The following is an 18,603-nucleotide window of genomic DNA, read 5'->3' as shown; positions in this document are numbered from 1 at the left end:
CGTACAACAACAAGAGAAACGCAATGGCCAGTGAAGTTGAACTCATCGCCGACCTCGGCTGCGCCACCGGCGAAAGCCCGGTCTGGGTCGCCACCGAACAGGCGCTGTACTGGGTCGACATACCCAACCGCGAACTGCTGCGCTGGAACGCTGCCGATGGACAGGTTTCCCGCTGGCAGGGCGAACAGATGCTCGCCTGTATCGCCCGCAGTGGCGACGGCTGGGTGGCCGGCATGGAGAGCGGCTTCTTCGCGCTGCAAACGCGCCCGGATGGCCGCCTCGACGGCCGCCTGCTGGCGAGCATCGACCACCAGTTGGCCGAGATGCGCATGAACGACGGCCGTTGCGATCGCCAGGGGCGTTTCTGGGCCGGCAGCATGGCGCTGGACATGGCCGCCGGGCATCCGGTCGGCGCGCTGTACCGGCTGGACAGCAAGATCATCGACGCCCCGCTGGTGCCTCAGCTCGACGGTTTCATCGTGCCCAACGGGCTGGCCTTCAGCCCGGATGGACGAACCATGTACCTGTCCGACTCGCACCCCAGCGTGCAGAAAATCTGGGCCTTCGATTACGACCCCGACAGCGGCATACCAAGCGGCCGGCGCCTGTTCGTCGACATGCTCGACCACCCCGGCCGACCGGACGGCGCCGCGGTGGATGCCGATGGCTGTTACTGGATCTGCGGCAACGATGCCGGCTTGATCCACCGCTTCACGCCCGATGGCCGCCTGGACCGTTCGCTCGCCGTCCCGGTGAAGAAACCGACCATGTGTGCTTTCGGCGGCGCGCGCCTGGACACCCTGTTCGTCACCTCGATTCGTCCCGGCGGCAACCTCAGCGACCAGCCACTGGCCGGTGGCGTCTTTGCCCTGAATCCAGGCGTCACCGGACTGGAGGAACCCGCTTTCAACTGACTCACCAGGGAAGGGCAGCCGCTTGCCCAACCTCGCTTCTCGCAACGCTGCACACCAACAAAAACAAGATGGAGAGTGTCATGAACCTCAAACGCAAGTTGCTCGTAACCGCCCTTCCCTTCGCCTTCTGCATCAGCGGCCTGGCTCAGGCCATGACGTTGAAGATCGCCGAGATCCACCCGGCCGGCTACCCGACCGTGGTCGCCATGGAGAACCTCGGCAAGAAGCTGGAAAGCGCCACCAACGGCGAGATCAAGTCGCGCATGTTCGCTGGCGGCGTACTCGGCTCCGAGAAGGAAGTGATCGAACAGACCCAGATCGGCGCCGTGCAACTGACCCGCGTCAGCCTTGGCTCGGTCGGACCGGTGGTGCCGGCCACCAACGTGTTCAACATGCCATTCGTGTTTCGCGACATCGAGCATATGCGCAAGGTGGTCGACGGTGAGATAGGCCAGGAGATTCTCGACGCCATCACCGATTCCGACTTCAACATGGTCGGCCTGGCGTGGATGGAAGCCGGTAGCCGCAGCCTGTACACCAAGAAGCCGATCCGGCGCATCGAAGACCTCAAGGGCATGAAGATTCGCGTGATCGGCAACCCGCTGTTCATCGATACCCTTAACGCCATGGGCGCCAACGGCATCGCCATGGACACCGGCGAGATCTTCAGCGCCCTGCAGAGCGGTGTGATCGACGGTGCCGAGAACAACTCGCCAACCCTGCTCGAACACAACCACTTCCGCGTGGCCAAGCACTACACCCAGACCCACCACCTGATCCTGCCCGAGCCGCTGCTGATGTCCAAGGACACCTGGAACAAGCTCAGCCCCGAGCAGCAGGCGACGGTGAAGAAACTGGCCAAGGAAGCCCAGCTGGAAGAGCGCGACCTCTGGGTTGCCAAGGAAACCGCCAGCAACGAGAAGCTCAAGGCCGAAGGCGTCGAGTTCATCGAGGTCGACACCAAGCCCTTCTACGACGCCACCGCTCCGGTCCGCGAAAAGTACGGCGCGCAGTTCGCCGAGCTGATCAAGCGCATCGAAGCCGTTCAGTAACCTCGTGCAAGCGCATCGCGGCGGCCTGCACCGCCGCGATGCAATCGGTGGAGTCTCATGAAAAACCTGGTTCTAGGCGTCAATGACGCCATCTACCGCGCCTGCGTCATCGTCGCCGCCACGGCGATCGTGATCATGGCGACGATCATTCCCTGGGGCGTGTTCAGCCGCTATGCCCTGGGCCAGGGTCTCGGTTGGCCCGAGCCCGTCGCCATCCTGCTGATGGTGGTGTTCACCTTTGTCGGCGCCGCCGCCAGCTACCGCGCCGGCGCACACATGGCCGTGCAGGTGCTCAGTGATCGCCTGCCGCCGCTGGCCCAGCCATTTCTGCTCTTGTTCGTGCGCCTGGCCATGGCCGCCATCAGTCTGTTCATGCTGATCTGGGGCTACAAGCTGTGCGTCGCGACCTGGAACCAGTACCTCAGCACCCTGACCTGGATGCGAGTCGGCATCAGCTACGCGCCGATTCCCCTGGGCGGCTTCATCACCCTGCTGTTCGTCATCGAGCAATTGTTGTACGGCGACCAGAGCAAGCGTCGGGTCGTCGATTATGAAGCCCGTGAAGAGTCCAAGGAGGCCGTGTAATGGATGCCGTCATCCTGCTGGGCAGTTTCATCATCCTCATTTTGCTGCGCGTTCCGGTCGCCTATTCCCTCGGCCTGGCCACCCTGGCCGGCGCCTGGTGGATCGAGATCCCCTTGCACGCCGTGATGATCCAGATCGCCGGGGGCGTGAACAAATTTTCCCTGCTGGCCATTCCGTTCTTCGTCCTGGCCGGCGCAATCATGGCTGAAGGCGGCATGGCGCGGCGCCTGGTCGCCTTCGCCGGGGTGCTGGTCGGCTTCGTTCGCGGCGGCCTGTCACTGGTCAACATCACCGCCTCGACCTTCTTCGGCGCCATCTCCGGCTCGTCCCTGGCGGACACCGCCTCGGTGGGCTCGGTACTGATTCCGGAAATGGAGAAGAAGGGCTACCCGCGGGAATTTTCCACTGCGGTGACCATTTCCGGTTCGGTACAGGCACTGCTGACGCCGCCCAGCCACAACTCGGTGATCTACTCGCTGGCCGCTGGCGGCACGGTTTCGATCGCCGCGCTGTTCGTCGCCGGCATCGGCCCGGGCCTGTTGCTCAGCGCCACCATGGCAACCCTGTGCCTGCTGTTCGCCCGCAAGCGCAACTACCCCAAGGGCGAAGTGGTGCCACTGCGCCAGGCGCTGAAGATCTGCGTCGAGGCACTCTGGGGCCTGATGACCATGGTCATCATCCTCGGCGGCATTCTCTCCGGCGTGTTCACCGCGACCGAGTCAGCGGCCGTGGCGGTGGTCTGGGCGTTCTTCGTGACCATGTTCATCTACCGCGACTACAAGTGGCGCGAGCTGCCGCGGATGCTGCATCGCACGGTGCGCACCCTGTCGATCGTGATGATTCTGATCGCCTTCGCCGCCAGCTTCGGCTACATCATGACGCTGATGCAGATCCCGTCGAAGATCACCACCGCGTTCCTGGCCATGTCGGACAACCGCTACGTGATCCTCATGTGCATCAACTTCATGTTGCTGGTGTTGGGTACGCTGATGGACATGGCGCCGCTGATCCTGATCCTTACGCCGATCCTGCTACCGGTGGTGACCTCCTTCGGAGTCGATCCGGTGCACTTCGGCATGATCATGCTGGTCAACCTGGGTATCGGCCTGATAACCCCGCCGGTAGGTGCGGTACTCTTCGTCGGTGCCGCCATCGGCAAGGTCACCATCGAGAACACCGTGAAGGCCCTACTGCCGTTCTACGCCGCACTGTTCGCCGTACTGATGGCCGTGACCTACATACCGATGATCTCGCTGTGGCTGCCGAGCGTTGTGCTCTGATAGCACTCAGATAGGGAACGAGGACGCCGCCCATCCGGGCGGCGTTTTACTTTGCAAGCCGACGAAGATTTCGTGGGCTCCAGACTTGAACTGGCCCGCCGCTTACCCAGGGCAAGCCTGCAACTGAACGCATCGAACTCTGTACAGGGTCTTAGAGGACTGCTTTTCCCATGCAAACTGCCGCGCCATTTCCACGCCACATCGCCGTGCTGATCCTGGCCACCCTGGCCTGCTCGTTCGCTGCCAACCATATCGCCGCGCGGATCGCCTTCGACCACGGCACCGGCCTGCTACTGGCCATGCTCGTTCGCGCCGGAGTCACCCTGCTGGCGCTGGCCGCACTGGTGTTCTGGCGCCGTGAGTCGCTGCGCCTGAGCCCTGCCACCTGGCGCTGGCAGATCCTGCTCGGCCTGCTGATCGCGGTGCAGAGCTTCTGCATCTATTCGGCGGTGGCGCGCATTCCGGTGGCGCTGGCGCTGCTGGTGGTGAACCTCTCGCCGATCCTGCTGGCGCTGCTGACCTGGGCGCTCGGCGGTTCGCGGCCGACTCGCCAGGCGCTGGCGATCATGGGTCTGATCCTGTTCGGCCTGGTGCTGGTGCTGGATGTACCGGCGCGCCTGCTCGGCAGCGCAGCGCCGGATGGCCAGTGGGTCGCGGGCATTCTCTTCAGCCTGACGGCAGCGGCGGTATTCGCGGTGGCGCTGTGGGTCACCGAGCACAAGCTGTCGAGCATGGCCGGCTCGGTGCGCAGCATGCTGACCCTGATCGTGGTGTTCGGAGCCTCCGCCCTGCTCGGCGCCAGCGACCTGATACCCGGCGGGCTGGGCCTGCCCAACGCAACCGCCGGCTGGATTGCACTGGGTTGCCTGGTCTTGCTCTACGGCGCGGCCTTCTCGACGCTGTTCATCTGCATGCCGCGGCTGAACATCGCGCGCAACGCGCCGGTAATGAACATGGAACCGGTGGCCGGCATGGTGCTGGGCTGGCTGGTGCTCGGCCAGCTGCTCGGGCCCATGCAGGTGTTCGGCGGTCTGATCGTGGTCGGTGGGGTCGTTCTGCTGGCTTACCGCCGCTAGCGCCGGTAGGCGTTGCGGCACCAGCCGCGCCGATCAGCTGTGCAGCACTTCGGCTTCGGCACTTTCATGAGCCTGACGCAGCCGCTCGCGGCTGTTGGTCAGGTGCAGGCGCATGGCCGCACGCGCGGACTCCGGGTCCTGCCGCTCGATGGCCTCGTAAATCTGCTCGTGCTCGCGACCCAGACGCGCCTGGTAGTGCTGCTGATCGTCATGTGCCAGGCGCGCGGAATTGACCCGGCTACGCGGGATCAGCGTGGTGCCGAGGTGGCTCATGATGTCGGTGAAGTAGCGATTGCCGGTGGCTTCGGCGATCTGCAGATGGAACTGGAAGTCCGACGACACCGCGTCGCTGGAATGCGCCGCGCTCTGATTCAGCTGATCGAGAAAGGCACGCATGGCGGCGAGCTGCTCGGGCGAGCGGCGCTGTGCGGCCAGCCCGGCCGATTCCACCTCGAGGCTGATGCGCAGCTCGAGAATTGCCAGCAGATCACGCAGCGTACCGATGGTCGCCGGGTCGATGCGCAGGCCGGTGGTGCTTGGCGTGTCCAGCACGAAGGTGCCGATGCCGTGCCGCGTTTCCACCAGCCCCGAGGCCTGCAGCCGCGAAATCGCCTCGCGCACCACCGTGCGGCTCACGCCCTGGGCCTGCATGATCGCGGACTCGGTCGGCAGCTTGTCGCCACGCTTGATCAGCCCATCGCGGATCTGCTGCGACAGCTCGGTCACCAGTTCCTGGGCAAGGCTGCGGTGTTTGCGACGGGCGCGTGGCTGGGCGCTCTGGTTATCCATGGACGGCAATCTCTGAAAGCGGAGGCAACCGTCATCATAGCCCAGCAGTTGTACGATAACTATTGATCCATGGCATTTGTAGGGAAATACAGCCCATTCGATGCGCTTCGAGTGGCCTACGAGGCCGGCCGACACTGCCCGGCACGGCAGCGATTGGCCTGGTGGCTGGGGTCTTCCTGCATCAGTTTGCGGGTCACGCCATTGGTCCAGCCGAAGCCGTCCTGCAGCGGGTATTCACCACCACCGGCATGCTCGGTACAGGGCCGCAGCACGTATTTTTCCACCAGTTTGCTTTCGCGCTCGAACAGATGACTGACGATGTTCAACCAGCGCTCTTCGATCTCCAGCGCCAGCGCGTTATGGCCGTAGTGCTGCAAGCCGCGAATGCCGATCCACTGCAGCGGCGCCCAGCCGTTGGGGCGGTCCCACTGCTCACCGCTGCCACCGATTTCCGTGGTAGCCAGGCCGCCAGGCGCGAGCAGTCTTGCCTGCACAGTCGCGGCCACAGCGGCCGCCTGCTCCGCGCTGGCCATGCCAACGAACAGTGGCGCCAGCGTCGCCGCGGTGAGGTTGTCGCGTTGCCTGCCACGCTGCCAGTCGTAGTCGAAGTAGGCGCCGGCGCGCGAATTCCACAGGTAATGGTCGATGGCATTCAGCCGGCTCTCGGCGCGTCGCGTGAACGCTTCGGCGCAGGCCTGCTGGCCTTTCACTGCCGACAGCTCGGCAATTTGCCGTTCGAGCTTGTAGAGCAGCGCATTGAGGTCGATCGGCAGGATGCTGGTGGTGCGGATGGTCGCCAGTCGATGCGCATCATCCAGCCAGCGCGAGCTGAAGTCCCAACCTGATTCGGCCCCGGCGCGCAGGTCACGGTAGACCTCATGCCGCGGCCGACAGCTGGAACGAGCGGTTTCGACATCTTCGCGATAGGACTCCTCGCGCGGCGTGTCCCGCTCGTCCCAGTAGCGGTTGAGCACCACCCCGTCGGCCAGGCAGACGCAGCGCCGATGCGTCTCGCCCGGGCGCAAATGATCGGCGCCTTCCATCCAGAAGGCATATTCCTTGTGCAGCTGCGGCAGGTAATCGCTGGCCCGATGCACACCGGTTTCCTCGAACAGCTCGGTCATCAGGGCGAATACCGGCGGTTGCGAACGCCCCAGATAATACGAACGGTTGCCGTTGGGTACGTGGCCGTAGGTGTCGATGAGGTAGGCGAAGTTGTCCGCCATCGAGCGCAGCAGGTCGCAATGTCCGCTCTCGTCGAGGCCGAGCATGGTGAAGTAGGAATCCCAGTAGTACAGCTCGGTAAAGCGCCCGCCCGGCACCACGTAATCGTGGGGAAGCGGCAACAGCGAGGAATGCTCGGGATGGTCCTGCGGATGACGGGTGAGGATTGGCCAGAGCCGGTCGATGTGCTCGGCCAGGCTATCGTCGGGGTTGGCGACGAACTCCTTGGCCGGCATTTCGTAAAGGCTGAAATGCTCGCGGACGAACGCCGCGAGATCGAACCCCGGCTCATCGCAACGGCTGCGATAGTTTTCCAGGATGGCTTCAGGATGCCGCAGAGGAGCGCAGTCGACGAAGGTCTTGCTGTCGGGAAAGATGCGCTGCATCTGCACGGCGACGAACAGCTCCTGATAGCGATCAGCAGGAGTGAGCGTATCGGCCAGCGAAATGGCGCTGATGTCGTGGCGGTTAGGCTGGCACGTCGGGATATTGGTCATTGTTCGCTGTAATTCCATAGCAGGCCGCCATCGACCACCAGGGTAGTCCCGGTGATGTATTCGGCATCCGGTGAGGCGAGAAATGCGACGACCCCAGCGACATCGTGAGGCCGCCCAAGGCGCCCGGCCGGGATGTTCTGCAGGAGGCTGGCAAGCTTCTCCGGCTGGTTCATCAGCTCACGATTGATCGGCGTTTCCACCGCACCTGGCGCCACGTTGTTAACGGTGATGCCGAGTGGCGCAAGCTCGATGGCGATATTGCGCATGAGCATCTTCAGCCCGCCCTTGCTCGCGCAGTAGGCGGTGAAATTGGGGTGCGGCAGCTCTTCGTGTACCGAGCTGTTATTGATGATGCGCCCGCCACGGCCCTGCTCGCGCAAGTGTCTGGCAAACGCCTGCGCCAGAAAGAACGGGCCGCGCAGGTTGACGTTGAGTACCTGGTCGTAATCGTCCGCCTGCGCATCGAGGAAAGCCGCGTGCCGCTGCACGCCGGCATTGTTGACCAGAATGTCCAGCCGCCCCATCTGCTCGATGCTCTCGCGCACCAGCCGCTGGCATTGCTCGACGTCACTGACGTCGGCGGCGATGAAGCAGACCCGTCTTCCGGTTGCGCGCACCTGCGCGATGCTCTCGCGCGCCTCGTCATCTTCCTCGCGGCCGTTAAGGACGATATCTGCGCCCTCCTCGGCCAGACGTACGGCGATACCGCGTCCGATGCCCTGGGTACTGCCGGTGACCAGTGCCACCTGATGCTGCAAGCGCATTGCTCATCTCCCCCTTCCGGATGACCCGGTGCCGTTTCGATTGGCGATGCAGTTGAGACGGGGCGCGGCGCGGCGCGTTCCCTTTCTGGACCGCTCCAGGCGACCGTTTACGTTGCAAACCATGTAGTGCGCCATGCTTTCTCTCCACCAGGCAAAGGCGCAAAATGGCTGGCTCTCCGCTGCTCGTCGAAGGACGTCATGGCTACCGCCAATCTGCGCAAGGGTTATCTGCTGGGGCTCGCCACGTTCAGCATCTGGGGCATGTTTCCACTCTACTTCAAGGCACTCGAACAGTACGGCGCGCTCGAGATCGTCACCCAGCGGGTGATCTGGTCGGCGGTGTTCGGCTCGCTGGTGCTGCTGGTCTGGCGCCATCCGGGTTGGTGGCGCGAATTGTTAATGCATCCGCGACGCCTCGGCGTGCTGGGCATCTCCAGCGTGCTGATCGCCGCCAACTGGCTGATCTACGTCTGGGCGGTGAACCACGACCGGATGGTCGAGGCGAGCCTGGGCTACTACATCAACCCGCTGATCAACGTACTGCTCGGCATGATCGTGCTGCGCGAGCGGCTGCGCCCGCTGCAGTGGTTGGCCGTGGCGATGGCCACCGTAGGCGTCAGCCTGCAGCTGCTGATGCTCGGCGAATTCCCCTGGATTTCCATCGTGCTGGCGCTGAGCTTCGGCAGCTACGGCCTGCTGCGCAAGCTGGCGCCGGTAGCCGCATTGCCTGGCCTGGTAGTCGAAACCTGGCTGCTGCTGCCGGTGGCACTGGTCTGGCTGTTCTGGTTCAGCAGCGGCACCAGTACGGAGCCTGCGTTCTGGACCAGCACCGACGCGCTCTGGCTGATGGCCGCCGGGCCGGTGACGCTGATCCCGCTGCTCGGCTTCAACGCCGCGGCGCGTCATCTGCCGTACTCGACGCTGGGCTTCCTGCAGTATCTGACCCCGACGCTACTGCTGATCCTCGCCGTGCAGCTGTTCGACGAGCCGTTCCCGGTCGACCGCCAGCTGGCCTTCTTCTGCATCTGGGCGGGGCTTGCGGTGTACAGCCTGGACGCCTGGCGGGTGATGCGCAAAAGCGCCGGCTAAGCATGTCGGCGACGGGCTAGGACTTCTCGGCCGGCTGCAGCTTGAGTTCGACCATCAGGTCGTCGGCCAGGGTTTCCAGGCGCTGCTGCAGTATCTCCAGCGACAGGTCGCTGGGCACGGCCAGCCTCACCTCGGCACGGAACAGCAGCTCGCTGCTCATCGGTGCCGGCAGCACCTCGGTATCCAGGCTTTCCAGATTGACGCCATGCTCGGCCAGCAGACGGGTGATGTCGCGGACGATACCGGGGCGGTCGTTGCCGACCAGTTCCAGCTGGATTTCCTGCCAGCTCGTCGTCGGCTCCGTACCGCTGTGCGCCAGCAAGACGCGAATGCCTTGCGCCTCGAGCCCCTGTAGCGCCGCAGTCAGTTCGGCATGTGCCTGCTGCGGCACGGCCACCCGCAGAATGCCGGCAAACTGTCCGGCCATCCGCGACATACGGCTCTCCAGCCAGTTGCCGCCATGATCGGCGATGCACTTGGCCAGGCGCTCGACCAGGCCAGGCTGATCTTCGGCAATAACAGTGAGAACGAGGTGATCCATGGACTGCTCCTGTACTGGGAAAGCGCTCGCGCGTTAGCGAAGGCCCATTAGGTATAGCAGGCAGTCGCCTTGAAGACAGCCCGGCGTCATCCCTACGCATCGCTGCAAGGGCGGAAGACCGGCTCTTTCGGCGGACTGATTTTCGCCGACGCTTGATGTAGTATCCGGCGACTCGGACTACAAGAAACCAAATTGTCTGTCGAATTAGAAGAACCAAGTGAGGCGAGTAATGACTGAGCGCGTTCAAGTCGGTGGCCTGCAGGTCGCCAAAGTCCTGTACGACTTCGTGAACAACGAAGCGATTCCCGGTACCGGCGTCGATGCCGCCGCCTTCTGGGCTGGCGCCGACAGCGTCATCCACGACCTGGCGCCGAAGAACCGCGCCCTGCTGGCCAAGCGCGACGAGCTGCAGGCACAGATCGACGCCTGGCACCAAGGCCGTGCCGGTCAGGCCCACGATGCCGCGGCGTACAAGAGCTTCCTGCAGGAGATCGGCTACCTGCTGCCGGAAGCCGAAGACTTCCAGGCCACCACCGAGAACGTCGACGAAGAAATCGCCCGCATGGCCGGCCCGCAGCTGGTGGTGCCGATCATGAACGCGCGTTTCGCCCTGAACGCCGCCAACGCCCGCTGGGGCTCGCTGTACGATGCCCTCTACGGCACCGACGCGATCTCCGAAGAAGACGGCGCCACCAAGGGTCCGGGCTACAACGAGATCCGCGGCAACAAGGTCATTGCCTACGCCCGCAACTTCCTCAATGAAGCCGCACCGCTGGAAACCGGCTCGCACGTCGATTCCACCGGCTACCGCATCGAAGGCGGCAAGCTGGTCGTTTCGCTGAACAACGGCAGCACCACCGGCCTGAAGAACCCGGCCCAGCTGCAGGGCTTCCAGGGCGATGCCAGCGTGCCGATCGCCGTACTGCTGAAGAACAACGGCATTCACTTCGAGATCCAGATCGACCCGGCCAGCCCGATCGGTCAGACCGATGCGGCCGGCGTTAAGGACATCCTGATGGAATCGGCGCTGACCACCATCATGGACTGCGAAGACTCCATCGCCGCCGTCGACGCCGACGACAAGACCATCGTCTACCGCAACTGGCTTGGCCTGATGAAGGGCGACCTGGTCGAGGATATGGAAAAGGGTGGCAAGCGCATCACCCGCGCCATGAACCCGGACCGCGTCTACACCAAGGCCGACGGCAACGGCGAGCTGACCCTGCACGGCCGCTCCCTGCTGTTCATCCGTAACGTCGGTCACCTGATGACCAACGACGCCATCCTCGACAAGGAAGGCAACGAAGTGCCGGAAGGCATTCTCGACGGCTTGTTCACCAGCCTGATCGCGGTGCACAACCTCAACGGCAACACCAGCCGCAAGAACACCCGCACCGGCTCGATGTACATCGTCAAGCCGAAGATGCACGGCCCGGAAGAAGTCGCCTTCGCCACCGAGCTGTTCGGCCGCGTCGAGGACGTCCTCGGCCTGCCGCGCAATACCCTCAAGGTCGGCATCATGGACGAGGAGCGTCGTACCACGATCAACCTCAAGGCCTGCATCAAGGAAGCGCGCGAGCGCGTGGTGTTCATCAACACCGGCTTCCTCGATCGCACCGGTGACGAAATCCACACCTCCATGGAAGCCGGTCCGATGGTCCGCAAGGCGGCCATGAAGGCCGAGAAGTGGATCAGCGCCTACGAGAACAACAACGTCGACGTAGGCCTGGCCTGCGGCCTGCAGGGCAAGGCACAGATCGGCAAGGGCATGTGGGCCATGCCTGACCTGATGGCCGCGATGCTCGAGCAGAAGGTCGGCCACCCCATGGCCGGCGCCAACACCGCCTGGGTACCGTCGCCGACCGCTGCCACCCTGCACGCCATGCACTACCACAAGATCGACGTGCAGGCACGCCAGGTCGAACTGGCCAAGCGCGAGAAGGCGTCCATCGACGACATCCTCACCATCCCGCTGGCGCAAGACACCAACTGGAGCGAGGAAGAGAAGCGCAACGAGCTGGACAACAACTCGCAGGGCATCCTCGGCTACATGGTCCGCTGGGTCGAGCAGGGTGTTGGCTGCTCCAAGGTACCGGACATCAATGACATCGCGCTGATGGAAGACCGCGCGACCCTGCGTATCTCCAGCCAGCACGTGGCCAACTGGATGCGTCACGGCGTAGTGACCAAGGATCAGGTGCTCGAAAGCCTCAAGCGCATGGCGCCAGTGGTCGACCGTCAGAACCAGGGCGACCCGCTGTACCGCCCGATGGCGCCGGACTTCGACAACAGCGTGGCCTTCCAGGCTGCCCTGGAGCTGGTCCTCGAAGGCACCAAGCAGCCCAACGGCTACACCGAGCCGGTGCTGCACCGCCGCCGCCGCGAGTTCAAGGCCAAGAACGGCCTGTAACCCGCAACCCTGCTGCATAAAGAGCCGCCCTACAGGGCGGTTTTTTTATGCCTCGAATCCGCCGAACGGTTCTCAAGTTCGTATGGTTACAACCGATAACGTGACCCGAAAGCCGTTTCCAGTCACAATATTGCTAATGGCTGGCATTTGGCCATAACCGCAACTTCCGCAGTACCTGCAGCCCGCTCTGGAGTCGATGCATGCTGAAGAACTTCTCGCTGACCGCGAAGCTTTCGCTGGTGCCCGCCGTGGCTCTGGTCGGACTCGTCCTGTACGTGGTCTATACCTCGCTGCAGCTTTCTGCCACAGACTCGCGGCTGGTCCGGCTGGAAACCCGCAGCTACCCGACCCTGGAAAAGGCTGACGCGGTGATTTTCCAGTTCTCCCGCGTGCCGGCGTTGCTGAACAACGCAGTGGCGGCTGGCGAGCCCAGCGTGCTCGACGAAGCGCGCGAGGTGCTGCAGCAGATCGACACCCAGCAGCAGGCTCTGGCCAGCCTGCTTAGCGATCAGCGCCAACAGCATCAGGCCCTGGGCGACTGGCGCAAGGCTGTGCGCGACTATGCCGACAATGCGCTCGCCGCCTCGACCAAGCTGATTGATGGCAGTGCGTCGTTCGATGATCTGCGGCCGAGCCTCGACCGCATGGCCAGCGACCTGGCCCAGGCGCAGAAACAGGGCAGCGACTTTCGCGCGCAGGCCTACGACAGCTTCCAGCAGACCCTGGTAGAGACTCGCGAAGCCAACGCCGACACGACGCGGCTAGGCATCATCCTGAGCCTGGTACTGGTCGTGCTGGTCAGTCTAGGCGCCTGGCTGGTGATCCGCAGCGTGATGGTCAATATCCGCGGCGTGATCACTTCGTTGCAGTCAATTGCCCGCGGCGATGGCGACCTGACCCAGCGCGTGAATGTCGAGTCCAACGACGAAATCGGGGCGATGATCGAGCTGTTCAATAGCTTTCTCGACAAGCTGCAACGCACCATTCGCCAGATCATCGATGCCGCCACACCGCTGGGCCAGGTCTCGAAGGAGCTGTACAAGCTCACCCAGGGTTCGGAAGAGAACGCCAAGTCGCAGCAGCATCACACCGACTCGATCACCCGCGACATCCTCACCATGACCGGCAGCATTCAGGAAGTGGCGCAGCGCTCGCAGCAGGCTTCCGACGAAGCCAATTCCGCGGCACGTCAGGCGGCCACCGCGCGCGAACACGTCGGCAGCCTTTCGAGCGGCATCAGCGACCTGGGCGACAGCGTGATGGGCGCGGTCAAGGCGATGGAGCAACTGGAGGAAGAAACCCAGGAAGTCGGCTCGGTACTGACCGTGATCCGCAGCATTGCCGAACAAACCAATCTACTGGCCTTGAACGCCGCTATCGAAGCCGCCCGTGCCGGCGAGCAGGGCCGCGGCTTTGCCGTGGTAGCCGATGAAGTGCGCAACCTGGCACAGAAGACCGCCGCCTCCACCGCAGAGATCCAGCAGATCATCCAGCGGCTGCAGAACAGCGCCAACACCGTACTCAATGTGATGACCAGCAATGGCGAGAAATCCCGGGCGAGCATCCAACGCTCGGTCGAGGCCACCCAGCTGCTGGAAGCCATCGCCCGCACGGTCAACCAGATCGACGAACTCAACGCCGGTATCGCTCAGTTCACTCAAGAGCAGATCGGCCTGTCGAGTTCCATCCAACAAGAAACTCAAGTGTTGCAGCAGGACGCACAAGCAACCGCTAACGGCGCCGAAGCCACCGCCCGCCTTGGCGAGCAACTGGTGAGTACCGGAGACCACCTGCGCGCGGCCACGGGCCAATTCCGTGTTTAACGTTTTTTTGGAGCATCCAATGACTGCACTTCGTGTCGCCGGTCTGGCAGCTGTCTGCCTGGCCGCCACCCCTGCCTTCGCCCTGGAACAGGGTGAACATCGCTTCAACGGTTTCGGTACCGTTGGCTTCACCCACCTTGGCGGCGAAGACGACGGTCGCAGCTATGGCATTCAGGGCCAGACCAACGACTCCTGGCGCGGCGACCAGCTGTCCAAGTTCGGCGCCCAGCTGAGCTACGGCATCACCGATACGCTGGGCGTAACCGTCCAGGCCACCGCCAAGGCGCAGCAGGACGAATGGAAGGCCAATCTGGAGTGGGCCTACCTGTCGCTGCAGGCCAACGACCAGCTGATGCTTCGCGCCGGCCGCCTGCGCAGCCCGGTCTACATGTATTCCGAAAGCCTGGATGTCGGCTACAGCTACCCCTGGCTGCGCCTGCCCGATGAGGTCTACAGCCAGGTCCAAGTGACCAACTACGAGGGCATCGATGCGGTCTACACCGTGCCGCTGTCGTACGGCTCGGTGACCTTCCAGGTGGCTGGTGGCCAGGCGAAGAACCGTGACTACTACGCCTACGACGAGCAGTTCGATATCGATTACGGCAACCTCTTTGGCGCCAGCGTCAGCCTGTCCACCAACGATTTCGGCATGCTGCGCATCGGTTATGTCGAAGCGGATATCAAGACGGATATCACCGGCACCGTCGATGCGACCGCCATTGGCTTTGGCGCCAACGACCCCCTTTCCCTGCTCAACTTGAATAAAGAGAAGGGCAAGTTCACCTCGATCGGCTACCAGTACGACAACGGCACCTGGATCAGCAGCAACGAGTGGACCTCGCGCCTGATCGAGAACGACGGCATGGAAGCGATCGACTCCTTCTACCTGATGGGCGGCCGTCGTTTCGGCGATTTCCTGCCGCATGTCACCTATGCGCAGCTGGATGACAACGGTGGCCGTCAGAGCTCCTGGACTCTTGGCCTTAACTACCAGGCCGCGCCGACCGTGGTGGTCAAAGGCGAGTACAAGCGCGTCGATACCAAAAACGGCTATGACGGCGTGTTTACCCGCAGCGCGCAGGAGGTGTTCGACAATGAAGTGAACGGTCGCTTCGGTGGCCCAGTAGGCACTCCCGCCCGCAACTACGACGGCGACATCGTTTCCGTCGGCGTTGATTTCGTATTCTGAGGAGCGTCCCGATGAAAGCGTCTATTCGCATCCTTTGTTCCGCCGCGCTGCTCGGCATGGTTTCCCTGGCTCAGGCCGAGGTTGCCGTCATCGTCAATCCCGGAGCAGCCAAGGCGCCCTCGCAATCCGAAGTTGCCAACATTTTCCTGGGCAAGGACAAGTCCATGAAAGGCGTCGACCAGGCCGGCTGGACGCCGGCCAAGGAAGCGTTCTATGCAGGCGTCACCAACAAGAACGAGTCGCAGCTCAAGTCCTACTGGTCGGGCCTGATCTTTACCGGCAAGGGCCAACCGTTGCCCAGCGTTGCCGACGACGCCGCGGTAGTGGCCAAGGTTGCCGCCGAAGCCGATGCTATCGGCTACGTCGACAGTGCCGCCGTCAATGGCTCGGTCAAGGTGCTGTTCACCCTGCCCTGAGTCTCGCTACCAAAAGAAACCGCCCTACGGGCGGTTTTTTTTATGCCTGTACCCTCGCAACAGCCCGAAACACCAGGCTGACCCTGATCAGCTACTGCAACGTCCGGGCTGACTAGACTTACGTCCAATTGGGTCCGACCGACCTGCAGCCCACCATTAACAAAAAAATGGACGCCAACCATGAGCACACCCGACTCCTTCGCCCAGGCTGGGAAGACGGCCGTACTGCAGAACATCCATGGCACCATGGAGTTCCTGCGCAAATACGCCCCCTTCAATCAGATGGAGCCGGCCCACCTTGCTTATCTGGTAGAGAATTGTGAGCTGCGCTTCTATGCCGAAGGCGATTGCATCATTTCGCCGGATGACGGCGTGGTGCAGCACTTCTATATCGTCAAGCAGGGGCGCGTTCATGGTCAGCGCCCGCATACCGCCAAGCGCGGCACGGACACCACCTTCGAAGTCATCGTCGGCGAGTGCTTTCCGATGGCTGCGCTCATGGGCGAACGGGCAACCCGCACCGCTCACCTGGCCGCAGAAGACACCTTCTGCTTTCTGCTGAACAAGACCGCTTTCGTCAAACTGGTCTCGAGCTCTCCTGTGTTCCGCGACTTCGCCATGCGCGGGGTCAGCAGCCTGCTCGACCTGGTCAACCAGCAGGCGCAGATGCGCGCAGTGGAGAGTCTTGGCGAGAACTTCTCGCTGGAAACCAGCATCGGCGAGCTGGCGCTGCACCATCCGGTATCCTGCCTGCCCTCCCGGCCGCTCAACGAGGCGGTGGCAATGATGCAGGAGGAGAATGTCGGCAGCGTCGTCATCGTCGATAAAGACCTGCATCCGCAAGGCATTTTCACCCTACGCGATCTGCGACGGGCCATCGGCACCGGCACCACCGATCTGAGTCAGCCGATTGCGCAGTTCATGACCCATGATCCGTTCTATCTGCCGCCGGACGCTACCGCATTCGACGCCGCGATCGCCATGACCGAGCGTCATATTGCCCACGTCTGCGTGGTGGAGGACGGCCTGCTGCGAGGCGTGATCTCCGAACGCGACCTGTTCTCCCTGCAGCGTGTGGATCTGGTGCATCTGGCCCAGACCATCCGCCACGCCGATCGCGTGGATGCGCTGGTAGTCATCCGCAACCGCATCAAGCAGCTGGTCGACAACATGCTCGCCCATGGTGCCTCGTCCACACAGACCACCCGTATCGTAACGCTGCTCAACGATCACACCGTACGCCGGGTAATCGAGCTGGCCATCGAGCATATGGGCGATCCGGGTGTGCCGTTCACCTGGCTGTGTTTCGGCAGCGAAGGCCGTCAGGAACAGACGCTCCATACGGATCAGGACAACGGCATTCTCTTCGAGGCTGCCGATGCTGCCGAGGCCGCCCATATCCGCGGCCGCTTGTTGCCGCTTGCCGAGCGCATCAATCGCGACCTCGATACGTGTGGCTTCACGCTGTGCAAAGGCAACATCATGGCGAGCAACCCGCAACTGTGCCTGTCGCGCCAGGAATGGAGCCGCCGCTTCAGTTCGTTCGTCCGCGAAGCGACGCCGGAAAACCTGCTCGGCAGCACCATCTATTTCGATCTGCGCAGCATCTGGGGCCCATCGGAAGGCTGCGAGCAACTGCGTCGCGATCTGCTCGAGGAGATCAAGGGCAACAGCCTGTTCCAACGCATGATGGCCGACAATGCATTGCGCCATCGCCCCCCGGTGGGCCGTTTCCGTGATTTCGTGGTAGCGCGCAAGGGCGAAGCCAAAGACACGCTGGATCTGAAAGTGCAGGGCCTGACACCCTTTGTCGATGGCGCCCGGCTACTCGCACTCAGCAATGACATCGGCACCTGCAATACCCTCGACCGCCTGCGCAAGCTGGTGGAGAAGGACGTCATCGAGCCGAAGGATGGCGCCGCATACGAAGAGGCCTACCATTTCATCCAGCAGACGCGCATGCAGCATCACCAGCAACAGGCACGCGATGGACTGCCCTATTCCAACCGTCTGGATCCGGATACCCTCAACGTGCTGGACCGCCGAATTCTGCGCGAGTCCTTCCGCCAGGCCCAGCGGTTACAGGCCAGTCTCGCGGTGCGCTATCAACTATGAGTATGTTCTGGTTCAACCCACGCGGTCCGAAACTGCCGCCCGAGCAACAACAACGCATTGACGAGATGCCGCGTGCCCTTGCACCGCAGGCTGTACCGCTGCGTCAGCAGCGGATGGTGGTGCTGGACCTGGAAACGACCGGGCTGCACCTCAAGCGCGACCTGGTCATCGCGATTGGCGCGGTGGTCATCGAAGACGGCGCCATCGACTATTCTCAGCAGTTCGAATGCACGCTGTGCCGCCAGGTCAAGGTCACCGAAAGCGTGCTGATCCATGGCATTGCCCCCAGTGAACTGGCTAACGGCTTGCCGCCAGCCGAAGCACTGCTCAGTTTCATGGAGTTCGCATCCGACAGTGTCATCCTGGCTTTCCACGCGCCGTTCGACCAACGCATGCTCGGCCGCGCGCTGAAAAGAGAGCTGGGTTACTCGCTTGATCACACCTTCCTTGATGTGGCCGATCTGGCGCCCATGCTGTTCCCCGAAGCGATGATTCATCGCGGCGGTCTGGACCACTGGCTCGACTATTTCAAGATTCATATCCCTCAGCGCCACAACGCATCCGCCGACGCCATGGCAACCGCAGAGATCGCCTTGATTCTGCTGAACCGTGCGCAACGCACAGGCCTGACCAGCCTCGATGAACTGGCGCAACGACTGCGGTGCTGGCAGCGCGCACGCAAGGCCGCGTTCAACTCGATCTGATCGATTGAATTAGTGTCGCTGCGCAGGTGGATTGCCAGCCGACCGCTGGCGAAGGGCGTCGTCGATTCGGTCGTTTGCGGCCAACGTCATTCAGCTGACCACTCGGCTCCATTGCGGAACCACACACACCGCTTC

At 63.0% G+C, this 18,603-nt stretch carries 16 protein-coding genes; 12 read left to right on the top strand and 4 right to left on the bottom strand.

All coding sequences use genetic code 11. The features are described from left to right. The first annotated feature begins 23 nt into the window (after positions 1–23). From SM130_RS01750 to SM130_RS01730, 5 genes are all read left to right on the top strand, one after another. On the top strand, positions 24–914 hold the full coding sequence (locus SM130_RS01750) for an SMP-30/gluconolactonase/LRE family protein (protein WP_102824122.1): 891 nt from the start codon (positions 24–26) through the stop codon (positions 912–914). Between the two features lie 80 nt (positions 915–994). After that, entirely contained in the window at positions 995–1,966 is a 972-nt protein-coding gene (locus SM130_RS01745; protein WP_102824121.1) for a TRAP transporter substrate-binding protein, read from the top strand. Between the two features lie 57 nt (positions 1,967–2,023). Then, on the top strand, positions 2,024–2,551 hold the full coding sequence (locus SM130_RS01740) for a TRAP transporter small permease (RefSeq protein ID WP_102824120.1): 528 nt from the start codon (positions 2,024–2,026) through the stop codon (positions 2,549–2,551). Then, entirely contained in the window at positions 2,551–3,831 is a 1,281-nt protein-coding gene (locus SM130_RS01735) for a TRAP transporter large permease (protein WP_102824119.1), read from the top strand. The genes SM130_RS01740 and SM130_RS01735 overlap by 1 nt, the downstream gene beginning before the upstream one ends. A 170-nt stretch (positions 3,832–4,001) precedes the next feature. Next, positions 4,002–4,907, top strand: coding sequence for an EamA family transporter (locus tag SM130_RS01730; RefSeq protein ID WP_102824118.1), 906 nt, complete (start codon positions 4,002–4,004; stop codon positions 4,905–4,907). Between the two features lie 33 nt (positions 4,908–4,940). Here the strand turns inward: SM130_RS01730 and SM130_RS01725 are convergent, their stop codons facing one another. The 3 genes from SM130_RS01725 to SM130_RS01715 form a co-directional block, all read right to left on the bottom strand. Further along, positions 4,941–5,696 (bottom strand): FadR/GntR family transcriptional regulator, encoded by a 756-nt coding sequence (locus tag SM130_RS01725; RefSeq protein ID WP_102824117.1) that lies wholly within the window; start codon positions 5,694–5,696, stop codon positions 4,941–4,943. Positions 5,697–5,812: 116 nt separating this feature from the next. Further along, on the bottom strand, positions 5,813–7,417 hold the full coding sequence (treF, locus tag SM130_RS01720; RefSeq protein ID WP_102824116.1) for an alpha,alpha-trehalase TreF: 1,605 nt from the start codon (positions 7,415–7,417) through the stop codon (positions 5,813–5,815). Further along, positions 7,414–8,181, bottom strand: coding sequence for an SDR family oxidoreductase (locus tag SM130_RS01715; RefSeq protein WP_102824115.1), 768 nt, complete (start codon positions 8,179–8,181; stop codon positions 7,414–7,416). The genes treF and SM130_RS01715 overlap by 4 nt, the downstream gene beginning before the upstream one ends. Positions 8,182–8,379: 198 nt before the next feature. Here SM130_RS01715 and rarD point away from each other — a divergent pair, with 198 nt between their 5' ends. Further along, positions 8,380–9,270: an EamA family transporter RarD gene (gene rarD, locus SM130_RS01710; RefSeq protein WP_102824114.1), complete on the top strand. Its 891-nt coding sequence runs from the start codon at positions 8,380–8,382 to the stop codon at positions 9,268–9,270. Positions 9,271–9,286: 16 nt separating this feature from the next. Here the strand turns inward: rarD and SM130_RS01705 are convergent, their stop codons facing one another. Next, entirely contained in the window at positions 9,287–9,811 is a 525-nt protein-coding gene (locus SM130_RS01705) for a glycine cleavage system protein R (protein ID WP_102824113.1), read from the bottom strand. Positions 9,812–10,040: 229 nt separating this feature from the next. On the opposite strand from SM130_RS01705, the gene SM130_RS01700 reads away from it, so the two are divergent. The 6 genes from SM130_RS01700 to SM130_RS01675 all read left to right on the top strand — a co-directional run bounded on the left by SM130_RS01700 (position 10,041) and on the right by SM130_RS01675 (position 18,468). Continuing rightward, positions 10,041–12,221: a malate synthase G gene (locus SM130_RS01700; protein WP_102824112.1), complete on the top strand. Its 2,181-nt coding sequence runs from the start codon at positions 10,041–10,043 to the stop codon at positions 12,219–12,221. 200 nt (positions 12,222–12,421) lie between these two features. Continuing rightward, positions 12,422–14,044 (top strand): methyl-accepting chemotaxis protein, encoded by a 1,623-nt coding sequence (locus SM130_RS01695; protein WP_102824111.1) that lies wholly within the window; start codon positions 12,422–12,424, stop codon positions 14,042–14,044. A gap of 19 nt (positions 14,045–14,063) precedes the next feature. Then, a complete protein-coding gene (locus SM130_RS01690) occupies positions 14,064–15,233 on the top strand; it encodes a hypothetical protein (RefSeq protein ID WP_102824110.1) in 1,170 nt (389 codons plus the stop codon). Between the two features lie 11 nt (positions 15,234–15,244). Beyond that, entirely contained in the window at positions 15,245–15,649 is a 405-nt protein-coding gene (locus SM130_RS01685; protein ID WP_102824109.1) for a phosphate ABC transporter substrate-binding protein, read from the top strand. 180 nt (positions 15,650–15,829) lie between these two features. Beyond that, positions 15,830–17,764: a putative nucleotidyltransferase substrate binding domain-containing protein gene (locus SM130_RS01680; RefSeq protein WP_102824108.1), complete on the top strand. Its 1,935-nt coding sequence runs from the start codon at positions 15,830–15,832 to the stop codon at positions 17,762–17,764. Beyond that, positions 17,761–18,468 carry a 3'-5' exonuclease gene (locus tag SM130_RS01675; RefSeq protein WP_102824107.1) on the top strand — a complete coding sequence of 236 codons (708 nt, stop codon included), beginning with the start codon at positions 17,761–17,763 and terminating at the stop codon, positions 18,466–18,468. Before SM130_RS01680 ends, SM130_RS01675 begins: the two co-directional genes overlap by 4 nt. Positions 18,469–18,603 lie beyond the last annotated feature (135 nt).

Origin of the sequence: Stutzerimonas stutzeri (genome assembly GCF_038561965.1) — a bacterium.
In the GTDB taxonomy this organism is placed as follows: domain Bacteria; phylum Pseudomonadota; class Gammaproteobacteria; order Pseudomonadales; family Pseudomonadaceae; genus Stutzerimonas; species Stutzerimonas stutzeri_AA.
Note: the sequence above shows the minus strand (reverse complement) of the source record. Positions and strands in the feature narration are given on the sequence as shown.